Origin of the sequence: Sphingobacterium sp. G1-14 (assembly GCF_002196555.1) — a bacterium.
GTDB lineage: Bacteria > Bacteroidota > Bacteroidia > Sphingobacteriales > Sphingobacteriaceae > Sphingobacterium > Sphingobacterium siyangense.
On the sequence record NZ_CP021381.1, the window covers coordinates 992064 to 1004404 of the forward strand.

Below are 12341 nucleotides of genomic sequence, written 5' to 3' on the forward strand. Positions count from 1 at the left end.
AATGGGGCCTCGACATAGAAAACTAAAAATACAAATGTTTGGCCAAGTGTGTATGTTGTTGATAGTTAGTTTTTTATTGCTGATGTGCTGCTGAATGCTGTTCGATATCGGACAGTTTGCCGTTCAATATTGTACAGCATTCAATCTCCAGCTCGGCGGATGCCTGTAGCTGGAGATCCTCTTCCATGCCGAAGCAGTCAATCATTCGTTCCGTAAACTATGGACCGGATTTGCTATTGCAGCCTTGACGGATTGCAGTGCAATGACCAATAACGTCAAGATTAATCCAGTGCAGAAAGCAAGGAAAAAGATCCACCAGCTAATTTCTATTCGGAATGGGAAATTAGTTAACCACTGCTCCATGAGATAATATGCTACAGGAGTGGCAATGGTGAAGGCAATAGCCATCCACTTGAAAAAGTCCTGAGATAGCAAAATGACAATACCTGAAACGGAAGCGCCAAGTACTTTTCGTATGCCAATTTCTTTTGTGCGTTTGAGGATATTGATGGACAGCAAACCTAAAAAACCAAGTGAGCTGATACATAGCGATACAATAGCCGCAATCCAGATAAGTTTTTCAACCAACGCTTCTTTTTTATAAAGGTTAGCAATTTGCTGATCGTAAAACTTATATTGGAAAACTTCATCAGGATACCAGTTTTTCCATTGTAGCGCTAGCGTTTTCAATAATATATCTTGCTTATGTCCCTTAAACTTAACGGCCAGGTTCTTTAATCGGCTTTCATTGTAGCCAATTACGGTAGGGGATATAGGCTCGTTGAGCGAATTGGTGCTAAAATCTGCAACCACACCTACAATTTTTCCGATGTGCTCTTCATTGAGCCCGCCAGCATTCAAATTTCGACCAAGGATATCATTGGGGTTTTTAAATCCCAATGTAGTAGCCATCTGCCGATTGACTAAAAACTCTGGATTTTGTGGATTGTCATCAAAATTCCGTCCGGCCAATAATTTGATATGAAAGGTCCTGATATAGGTTGAATCGCCGATTGCATACTTAGCAGGCCATTTTTCCCATTCTGATCTGTTATCAAATTGAAAAGTTCCACCCCATACTTTTTCGTGTGATGGCGGATTGTCGCAGAAAGTAAATGATTGCACTTCCGTTCGATCACGAAGGAAATGTACAATTTTCTCTTTTGATTTCAGCATGTTATTCGTCATGGGAAAGAGAACCACTTGTTCACGATTAAAGCCAATATCGGTCTGCTTGAGATGGTTTACCTGTAAGACAATAACGAACGTGGCAATCAGAAGAATCATGGCGATTACATTCTGTACGACAATAAAAGATTTTCTGGTTAAGCTCCATGGGCCTATGGTCAACTTTTTTAAGGCTTGCTGGATTTTCATTCGATTTACAAAGATCAGCGGGTAAACAGAGGTGACTAGTGCGGTAGCGGCCCAAAGTATTCCAATTGTACCCAAAAATGAATACAGGTTGATAATTTGCACGGGCTCATCTTCAAATAGGTATTGATTGGCCCAGGAGATGGAAAGACCCAATAGTACTAACGCAAATAAGACTGAGCACGCTGTCAACAGCAAGGTTTCGATCAGAAACTGGTAATACAGTTGCTGCTTGGAACTCCCTAGTATTTTTCTGACCCCCATTTCTACGCTCCGGTTCATTTGTTGGGCAAATACGATATTACTATAGTTGATAAATGCCATAACACCAATGCCCACGGCGATAACAACTAAGATGTTCAATAAGGTTCGTTGGGTCCCTTTGCCATAATCCGCGTCAAAATGAAAATGGGGTAGTGGCAGTAGCTTATAATGAAAGTATTGAAGTACATCCTTGTCCCAATATTTCGTGATTAGCTTTTGTATACTTTTCTCCACAGCAGCCTGATCGGATGTATGTTTTAGTCTTAGTATGATGTTGTTACTTGAATTAGTATAGCCCCAATTGAGAAAGAATCCATCATCTTTGGGAATCTGCCATAAATTTGTCAGTGAATTTAACGATATATAGATATCCGAACGAAAATCGGAATTTTTCTTGCTGTCATCGATGATACCGATGACTTTTATGGGGAATTTGCCATCTACTAAAATTATTTTTCCAATAGGGTTTTCATCTTTAAAATAAATTTTTGAAATACTTTTAGTCAAGGCTACCGTATTGGGTTGATCCAGTTCCTCCGGTTTGCCTTGTATCCAAGGGAAATTTAATATGTTGAAATAGCTGGAGGAAGTAAATGACGCTTTGCCTGCTGTCTGATATAATTGATCCTCTATACGTAGCGTAAGATTTTTATTATCGATATATAATGCTGTTTTTTCTACTTGAGGAATTTCACGAGATATGGCGTCATACATGGCATAAGCGCCCCCTTTGCTGTGTTCTATCTTGTCCAATTTTAAATCTTGTACGACTAAAAAGGTTCGATCTTTATCGACGTGAAACTGATCAAAGCTCAATTGGAAACTATTGTAGATGTAGATAAACAAACTACAGGCCATGGCTAACCCTAGCCCGCAAATCGTCAGCATCGTATAGTAGCCATGTTTAAATAATTGTCTTAAAGCTGATTTAAAATATAGCTGAATCATTGTTTGAGGTTATTGTATCGATAATTATAAACGTTTTTTATTCATCACGTAGACTGTCAACAGGCTTTGTTAGGGCCGCTCGTATCGCTTGTGAGCTTACAGTAATTAAAGCAATAAAAACGGCTAGTGCTCCTGCTAGTACAAACATCCACCATTGCATCTCAATACGGTACGCAAAATTCTCTAACCATTTGTGCATCATCCACCAAGCTAGGGGAGAAGAAATGATAATGGCTATTAGCACGAGTTTGACGAACTCCGAGGAAAGCATACGCGTGATGTCGGGAACTGTAGCTCCAACGACTTTTCGGATCCCTATTTCTTTTCTGCGTTGATTGGCGGTGAAAATAGCCAAGCCGAATAAACCAAGGCAGGCCACAAAAATAGTCAGTCCCGCAAAGATGCTCAGTAATTTACCCGTTTTTACTTCTGCTTGGTAGGTCTGTGCGTATCGGTCATCCAGAAAGGAATAGCTGAATGGAATGTCTGTTGGAAAGGAACGATAGAGAGAGGCTAATTTTTGAATGAGCTTCTCCATATCGGCTGTTTGGGTTTTGAGAATCAAACTCCCGGCTTGATCGCTAAGAACCATCACAAGCGGGGAGATCTGCTCATGTAAAGAGCGAAAATGGAAATCCTTAACGACACCAATAACACGATAGCTTTTGTTGTCTTTATTGGTCAATATTTTGCCAAGGCTATGATCGTTCCAACCTAGATCTTTTGCCGCGGTTTCATTGATGATGACAGAAAGGCTGTCATTACCAAATGTTTTTGTGAAATTTCGTCCTTCTTTAAGCTGCATCCCCATAACCGGAATATATTCTTCATCTATATCGTAACGAATCGTTTTGACCCATTGGTCAGTATTGCCATCTGGATAGATGAAAAAATTGTTGTTGTTACTTTCTCCGGCAGGGAGATAGGACGAATGAGAGACATGCTTGATTCTGCTATCTTGCATCAATAAATTATAATATGTCTTTTCGTTTTTCCCCAAAGGCCAGCTCGGTATAATAAGGACATTATCCTTGTTGTATCCAAGTTTAATATGACGCATATAATCCAGCTGCTGAACAACCACCACGGTTCCAAAGATAAGTCCGACGGAAATGATGAATTGAAATACAACAAGCCCACTGCGCAAATTAAGGCCTTTAGTCGAACGACTTATTTTTCCTTTTAATACACGGAGCGGATTAAATGAGGATAAATATAACGCGGGATAGCTGCTGGAAAATAGACCGACGACTAAACCAAAAGTCAGCAGGAAGGGGATAATTTTAAAAGCGTCAAGTTTTTGGATTTCAATCTCTTTTCCTGAAATCTGATTAAATAGAGGAAGGGCAAGTAAAACAATTCCCAAAGCTATTCCCAAGGAAATATAAGTCAGGAGGACGCCCTCCAGCATAAATTGTCGCATCAGGTTTTGTTTGTCGGCACCCAATACTTTTCGTACACCTACTTCTTTACACCGCCTAAAGCCACTGGCTGTAGATAAATTCATAAAATTAATTGTGGCAATCAATAGCATAAAGAGTGCAATAGCACTAAAAATATAAACGTAACGTATATCCCCCGGAGCGCTGAGGTCGTAGTTGAAATTCGAATGTAGATGGATATCTGTGAGCGGCTGTAGGTAAAGAGCGATCTTATTTCCCGTTTTCTTGTATTCTTGGTAACTCATGCCAAAACCTGCCATAAATTGTGTGGCAACATGTTTGTCGAATAGCGTGGCTAAGTTTTTTTCGAGCTTTTCACGTGAAGCATTCTTCGAAAGCAATGCATAAGTATAATATTCGGAAGTCATCCACGAATCTGATCGTGAATCTTCCAGTGCATCCAAAGAGGTAAATACATCAAAATGAAAATGGGAGTTTTGAGGGACATCTTTGATTACTCCAGTGATTTTGAGGATATTTGGACTGTCTTTGATGATGAGGTCTCGACCGACAACATCGCTTGTGCCGAAGTATTTTAAGGCGGTGGATTCTGAAATCACTGCAGAATTTGGGGAAGAAATAGCTGTAGACAAATTCCCTTTAATAAAAGGGAGCGTGAAAATTTTGAAGAAAGAAGCATCCACGAAAGCCATTTTTTCTTCGTGAAATACTTTATTATTGACGACAAATAGAGGCGATCCACCTATTCTTAGTCGTGCAGTTTCTTCAACTTCGGGCAGCTCTGACTTCATAGTCGAAGCTACAGGTGGCATCACATGTGCCTCATTGATCGTTCCGCCCTTTACTGTTCCTCTGAAAACAACACGTACAATACGGTCTGCATGCTCGTTGTAACGATCAAAACTAAATTCATCGGTCACATATAAGCTGATCAGCAGGCAGGTTGCAATTCCCATGGCCAACCCAACGATGTTGATAAACGAAGTGGAGAAATTGCGGGTTAAATTTCTCCATGCTATTTTTAAATTATTCTTGATCATATTGAGGCCCCCTCTATTACTATAAATGAATATTTACTCGTTTCGTAAGCTATCTACTGGATTGTTTAGTGCGGCACGTATTGTTTGGAAATTGACAGTAATGATGCTGATCAAAAAGATGGCAAGCGCGGCAAGGATAAAGAACCACCATTGTACGCCCACATTGTACGCATAATCTTCAAGCCATTTTTTTGAAAAATACCCCGCTATTGGACTGGCAATAAAAATAGCCAAGGTGGATAAGATGAGATAATCTTTTGAAAAGAGACGTGATATGTCGAGCACTGTTGCACCTAGGACTTTGCGTATGCCAATCTCTTTAGTACGCTGTTCGAGATTTTGCATAATCAATCCTGTGATTCCTAAGGCGGAGATCAACAATGTCAATGCACTGAATAGGATAAACAATTGCACTTGCTTGCTCTCTTTTTCATATTGTTTTGCAATCAAATCATCTATCCAATGGAAGGAAACGTGTTTATCAGGATAGGTATTTTGTATAATTTGAGATACCGATCGAAAGATTTGTTGTTCTTGTCCTTTCCCTACTTTTATCAGCATATTGCCGCTTCCGTTAAAATCTTTTGCCAAAATTACTGTTGGTACTATTTTGCTACGAAAAGACTCACTATGGAAATCTTTAATGATTCCGACGGGGATAATTTGAAGGTCTTTATACAGGATACCGAGTTTGTCTATCCCAAGCTTTTTTGCCGTACTTTCGGTCACAAGGGCATTATTGATACCTTCGTCTTCTCCCAGATCCATTTCAACATGCGTGTAATCTTCAGGAGTCAATAATCGACCTTTAACCAACTGGATTCCCAAAGTTTTGGACAAATCGACATCGCCACCGATGAAACTGACTTGGATATTTTTCCCTGGATCGTCCTTGTCAACGATTGTCTTGGCAAGGTAGCCTGACCCGATTGTCGGCGTCCAGGCAGCGACGCTGACCGATTCAACCCCGGTAAGTTGACCAATGCGATCTTTTATATTTGTATTTTGTGTACCCTTGTTGAAATAATCAATGTTTAGCACATTTTTGACTTCCATTCCCAAGGGAGCTGCTTGCATATAGCTGAGTTGGGACTTGATTGTTATAAGGCCAATGATGACGATAATGGCAATGCTGAACTGTGTTGTGATAAGCATTTTTTTGATAAAGACTTCTGCATGGGGAATTTTTGATAGCTTATTTTTTAAGGCATCTGAACTCTTAATACCGGAGATCAGCCATGCTGGATAAAAACCAATTAGCAGGCCAAGGGCAATTGCAGTCATGATAAATGCCAATAGCAACGGGAGCTGTATGGATTTAATATAAGCGAGATCATAGCCTATAAAGTGTTCCAGTTGGGACAATCCAAGTCTAAAGAGTACCAAACTGCATAATGCAGAAATAAAAAACAGTAGGATTGTTTCTATCAGCATTCGTCTGATCATCTGGGATCGGCTGGCCCCCAATACTTTATGTATATGAAGTGCTCTTAATTTTTTAACTGTTCTTACAGCGTAAATATTAATAAAATTGATGCAGGAAATAATAAAGACCAAAACGGCAACACCCACAAATATGTTTGTTGTTTTTTGGTTGCCGCTGATATCTGCACTGCCTAATGGCTCCATATATATATCCTGAATAGGCTGTAGGCGAAAGGAAGTCACCTGTTTTGTGTTGGGACTGAGGTATCCTTTATACCAATGATTTAGTTTCTGTTCAAGATCTATTCTTGGTGTTCCGGGTTTTAGTTGTACAAATTGTTCGGTGTAGTAGCCTGAGCCATCTTTGCTTAATTCCATCGATATTTTGGGGACTAAAGCAATGGCGGAAGCTCTAAGCGTTGAATTATAAGGAAGATTATCCATAACACCCGTAATGATATAATCTGATGGTTTATCGGTATAGGGGTCGGCACTTTGGATGACTTTGCCGATGACATTTTCGTTCTTAAAGTACTTTTCTTTGAATTCTTCGCCGATGAGCAAGTTTGTTTTTCCTTGGACCAGCTGTTTGGGATTGCCTTCGAGAACCTTGATGCTCAACATATCCAAGATATTTATTTCCGACTCCAAAACCTGTATGCCTATGGACTGTGCTGAGCTTGCATGCGGTTTTAAATAATATTTTCTGGATTCTATCCGAGCCTCATTTTGAATCTCCGGAAATACTTGTTTGAGTTCCGTACTTAAATTAACGAATGTTCTGGACATTTGGCGTTCAAGGCCAGCCGTTGAATCTATGGTCACAATCCGAAAGAGATGATCCGCATTTCTCCAGCTTTTGTCATACGAATTTTCTTCAATGACAAGAGCAAATACGAGAAGGCACAAGGAAAAACCAATACTTAAGCCCAAGATATTGATCCAGGTATATTGTCGGTTGCTAATGAGGCTGCGAAAAGTAAGTTTGAATGAATTCATTCCTTTCTTTATGGTTTAAAACTATACGAAACAATGTTGTTAAACTTTGGGCTACTCATCGCGTAAACTGTTAACAGGGTTGCCTAATGCAGCCTTAATTGCTTGATAGCTTATCGTGGCCATACTGATCAGAATAGCCAATAGTCCAGCAATGACAAAATAATACCACTGTATCTCAATTCGATAACTGTAATCTTGTAACCATTTATCCATGGCCCACCAAGCGATAGGTGTGGCGATAAAAATTGCGACCACAACAAGCTTAATAAAATCGATTGAAAGCAAAGAGGTTACTTGGGTGACACTTGCTCCAAGAACTTTGCGGACAGCAATTTCTTTCATACGTGTTTCGGCCATATAGGCGATTAATGCCAGTAAACCCAGACAGGAAATAAAGATCGTCAATCCTGCAAAGATCATGGCCAGTGTACCTATAGCTTTTGTCTCCTTAAATTTTTCTTCGTAGGTCTTGTCAATGAATTTATATTCAAAAGGATAGTCTGGGTTGAACTTTTTAAAGATTGACTCAATCGTTTTTAAGTTGTCTGCGATGTCATTGTTTGGATTTAAACGATAATGGATCGTTGTAAACCAGGCTTGCGGTCCTAATATCACCATAGGTTTATTGTCTCCAAATGGCGATCCCATTATGAAATCTTTGACCACCCCAACTACGGTCCATTTTGTTCCATCACCATCCACAATGCTATTGACCGGGTTTTTGAGGTGCAAACTTTTTACCGCGGATTCATTTAAAATCAAGGCAGTACTGTCTGTCGCAAACTTGTAAATATCGATATCCCGCCCCTGTATAAGTGTTAGGCCTAGATTTTTTACGGCATCGGCATCGGTACTAAAACGGTTATAGGAAATGCGTTTGTCCTGTTCCGTTGGTGTCCCGGACGTAAACCCCCAGCCATTGCTATAGAAATCAGTTACCGGCGACATGTTTTTAGATACAGAAACAACTGCGTTGCTGGCTAACAATTCATTTCTAAGAATTTTATAATTCTTCTCGAGGTCACCTTGGATACTGCTATAAAGTAGCCCATTTTCATTGTAACCTCGGTCGCGCTGTTTGGTATATTGGATTTGTTTCGCGACAATGACTGTTGCGATAATCAATATAATAGCGAGGCTAAATTGAATGACGACTAAAAGTGAGCGAATACTAAGGCCTCTTGTTTTAGAAACAAATTTCCCTTTCAAGGTCTTGATAGGCTGAAATGAAGAAAGGAAAAAGGCCGGGTAGGTACCCGCTAACACACCCGTAAATAAGGCAAAACCAATTAAAAAAAGCCAGGTTGGTAAGTTTAATAACGATAGGCTAAGCTGTTTTCCCACAAGCTCGTTAAAAAATGGCAGGACCATAAAAACAAGTATAGTTGCGAGTACCATGCCGATCAGGCTAATTAATATGCTTTCAACCAGGAACTGCGCCATTAGGCTTGTCTTATTTGCCCCAATTACTTTGCGGACACCAACTTCTTTTGCACGGCGTTCGGAACGTGCCGTACTCAAATTCATAAAATTGATGCTTGCCACCAATAAAATAAATACACCAATCCAAGCAAATAGCTTGACGATATCGATACGTCCGGAAGTATAATTTCCTCCTTTTCCGCTATTGTAAAGGAAAGAATCTGGATAGGGGAAGGCAAAAATCTCACCCGTATTTCTTGCAGAAGTATAACCGGCAGCTTTATTACTCGTATTGATATGATCTCTCAGATAGGTTCTGATTTTGTCGTTAAATGCGTTGACTGAAGCACCTTCTTTTAACAGGACATAAGTAGTTATTGAATTATTGCTCCAGTTATCGTCTACGTAACCGATTATTTTTGCATATTCAAATGGGAGGAGGATGTCAAATTTGAAACTTGAATTACTCGGAAGATCTTTAAGTATAGCTTGCACGGTGACTTGATTAACCGAGTCTATCCGAACTGATTTTCCAATGGGATCTTCATTTCCAAACAGCGCTTTTGCGTAACTTTCCGTAAGCACAAGACCTTTGGGATGATCAAATCTCACATTCTGTTCTCCTTTCACAAAAGGCAAAGAAAACATTTTGAAAAAATCAGGATCGATGAAAACAGTATTTGCGATCAGTTTCTTTTCATTGAAAGTTGTTAAAAATTGAGGCCCCTCATTATATCTGGTAAAAGCTTCGATATCTGGAAAATCTGCAGCCAATGAGGGCGCTAGTATTTTAGGTGTATAGGCCCAGGCTGATTTTTCGCCTTGAAATTCGTCACGATTACTCAATACGTGCAGGCGATCACCCTTCTCATGAAAGCGGTCCATGGTTAACATGTTCTGCAACCAAAGTGCTATAAGTAATGCTCCGGCCATACCGATCGCCAATCCGATGATGTTAATCAGGGAGAAGGATTTGTTTTTCATCAGGTTGCGCCGCGCGATTTTGATATAGTTCCTTATCATAATTATATTAGCTGTTATCTATGATAGTTATAAGATTCTTTATTCGTCCCGTAGACTTTTGACAGGATTGGCTCTTGCTGCTTTAACAGCCATTGTACTGACTGTAAGTAATGCAATCATTATCGCTAATGAGCCCGCCAATGCAAATATCCACCACTGTATATCTACGCGATGCACGTAGTCTGCCAGCCATTGATTCATAATCCACCAAGCGATAGGAGAGGCGACGAGCAGTGCAATACCTATCAGTATAATAAAGCCTCGGGACAATAATGTAATAATTCCGAATACAGAGGCGCCAAGTACTTTTCGGATACCGATTTCTTTTTGTTTTTGGATCGTTGCAAAAGAGACCAGTCCCAATAAACCCATAGATGCTATCAGGATTGCGAGTCCTGAAAATAAACCAGTCAGCGTCATTGTGCGTTTTTGACCAGCAAATTTTAAAGCATAATCGTCATCAATAAAGCGAATATCTATGGGGTAATCTGGATTATACTTTTTGATCAGGGATTGGATACCTTCTATACTCGCCAATAGGCCTTTAGCAGTATTTAACCGGATATGAAAATAATCGGCATAACCCATAGGGCCTTGGATCATCATAGGTTCGATATCTTGATAAGGAGATTGCAGCACAAAATCTTCGATAACCCCTACTACATGATAGGTACGTTGGTATGCCGTACCTTTGGATACCGTAACTGGTGTGCCGATGGGATTGGACAATCGCATCTTAGCAACAGCAGCCTGGTTCAGTAGCAACGCATTGGAATCAGAGGGGTGTGTATAAATATCGATGTCCCGTCCCTGTACTAATTTGATCCCCATTGTCTTGATGAAATCACAGTCTGTCGCCATATTGTTGAATACGACGTCATAGTCTTCTGGCCGGTCATTGGGCCAGGAGTATCCCCAGCTATTACTTCCCGAACGACTGATGCGCCCCCAGGATTTGGTCATACTACTGGCAATATTTTGTTGGAATACTTCATTCCTTAAAGCCTCATAGTTTTTATTTAAATTTCCCTGAAGTGGTACATATATCAAGTTGTTACGGTCGTATCCGCTATCTCGATGCTCCCCAAAGCGTATCTGTTGACCGATTATAAATGTACATATACCTAGACCTATCGATATAGTGAACTGCAAGGTAACGAGTATTTTTCTGGGTTGAAGGCCTGATTTAGATGGTAAGACATTTCCTTTTAAGGTTTTTACTGGATCAAAAGCCGATAATACAAAAGCAGGATACAATCCCGCGCAGAGCGAACAAAAGAAGATAATGGCGAGGAATAGGCAGGAGAAAAACAGCGGATGATCCATGATTACAAGATGTCCGCTGATAAGCTTATTGAAAGACGGAAGCGCCAAGAGAATAAATAATAGCGCCAAGACTCCGGCCAGAAAGGTTAAAATAAACGATTCTAATAGAAATTGTTGAATGAGCGATTTTCTAGGCGCACCCACTACTTTACGTAAGCCTATTTCCTTGGCACGTCTTTCGGCTCCTGCGGTGCTTAAGTTTATAAAGTTGATACAAGCTATTAGGAGGATAAATATGCCGATCAGTCCAAATAACTGTAGCGTGGTAATATTACCTGCGACCATTTGTCCGTTGACCGATTTATTGTAAAGATGCCAACGGCTAGCTGGATAGAGATATATGGTCGCTTTTGTGGTCCTGTTGGTGTGTTTGGAAACCATGTTTTCGATGTTCCTGTTGACAGCGTCCACTGTTGCCCTTTCTTTTAGAAGAGCGTAAGTTTCATGGTTATAGGCTGTCCACGAATCACTAAAAGTCATGCCTGTTTTGGCCCGGTAATCCAATGAACAGAGGAAGTCATTTCCGTAGAATTTGGAGTTGGAGGGAATATCCTCAATAATTGCTTCGACAGTTAAGGAAACAGTGGTATCCATTTCGACTCGGCGTCCAATGACATCAAGCTTACCGAATAATTTTTTTGCAGTAGATGCAGTTAGCACCAAAGCATCCGGACGGGACAAGGGAGAATCTGAGTTTCCGGCTAGAATTTTGAAATCAAAAAGTTTTAAAAAAGCAGAATCTACAGCGACACCTGAGGCACTTAAGCTTGGTTCGGCATCATGATGGATACGATGGTCAATCTTCCACGTGCGCACCACCTGTTCTATCTCAGGGTGTTCCTGCTTTAAGAACGGGCCTAGTACATGTGGTGTATTTCCCCAGGTATGGTGACTGCCATCAAATACATCGCTTGTATAGACTTGATATAGGCGGTCTGTGTTGGTGTAAAAGCGGTCAAATCTTATTTCTGAGTTGATCCAAAGGGCGATTATCAACGAAATCCCCATACCTAAAGCTAAGCCCAGAATATTGATAAAGGAATATCCTTTGTTCTTCCATAAGTGACGCCACGCGATTTTGATATAGTTCCTTATCATGGTTTTAATTTTTCGTTTT

5 protein-coding genes are annotated in these 12341 nt (G+C 40.3%); all 5 read right to left on the minus strand.

All coding sequences use genetic code 11. The annotated features are described in order from the left end of the window. Positions 1-201 precede the first annotated feature (201 nt). The 5 genes from CBM24_RS04305 to CBM24_RS04325 are packed head-to-tail and all read right to left on the minus strand — an operon-like array spanning position 202 to position 12322. The gene (locus CBM24_RS04305) at positions 202-2586 is read right to left on the minus strand and encodes an ABC transporter permease (protein ID WP_088160317.1); all 2385 of its coding nucleotides are present in this window, start codon (positions 2584-2586) and stop codon (positions 202-204) included. Between the two features lie 37 nt (positions 2587-2623). After that, complete coding sequence (locus CBM24_RS04310; protein ID WP_088160318.1) at positions 2624-5029, minus strand: ABC transporter permease; 2406 nt, start codon at positions 5027-5029, stop codon at positions 2624-2626. A 33-nt stretch (positions 5030-5062) separates the two neighbouring features. After that, positions 5063-7453, minus strand: coding sequence for an ABC transporter permease (locus CBM24_RS04315; RefSeq protein ID WP_088160319.1), 2391 nt, complete (start codon positions 7451-7453; stop codon positions 5063-5065). Between the two features lie 51 nt (positions 7454-7504). Next, the gene (locus tag CBM24_RS04320) at positions 7505-9898 is read right to left on the minus strand and encodes an ABC transporter permease (protein WP_088160320.1); all 2394 of its coding nucleotides are present in this window, start codon (positions 9896-9898) and stop codon (positions 7505-7507) included. 39 nt (positions 9899-9937) lie between these two features. Next, positions 9938-12322 carry an ABC transporter permease gene (locus CBM24_RS04325; protein WP_088160321.1) on the minus strand — a complete coding sequence of 795 codons (2385 nt, stop codon included), beginning with the start codon at positions 12320-12322 and terminating at the stop codon, positions 9938-9940. Positions 12323-12341 lie beyond the last annotated feature (19 nt).

Coding starts and splice junctions, on each gene's coding strand:
- CBM24_RS04310 (WP_088160318.1), bottom strand. CDS start 5,029: ATGATCAAGAATAATTTAAAAATAGCATGGAGAAATTTAACCCGCAAT.
- CBM24_RS04305 (WP_088160317.1), bottom strand. CDS start 2,586: ATGATTCAGCTATATTTTAAATCAGCTTTAAGACAATTATTTAAACAT.
- CBM24_RS04315 (WP_088160319.1), bottom strand. CDS start 7,453: ATGAATTCATTCAAACTTACTTTTCGCAGCCTCATTAGCAACCGACAA.
- CBM24_RS04320 (WP_088160320.1), bottom strand. CDS start 9,898: ATGATAAGGAACTATATCAAAATCGCGCGGCGCAACCTGATGAAAAAC.
- CBM24_RS04325 (WP_088160321.1), bottom strand. CDS start 12,322: ATGATAAGGAACTATATCAAAATCGCGTGGCGTCACTTATGGAAGAAC.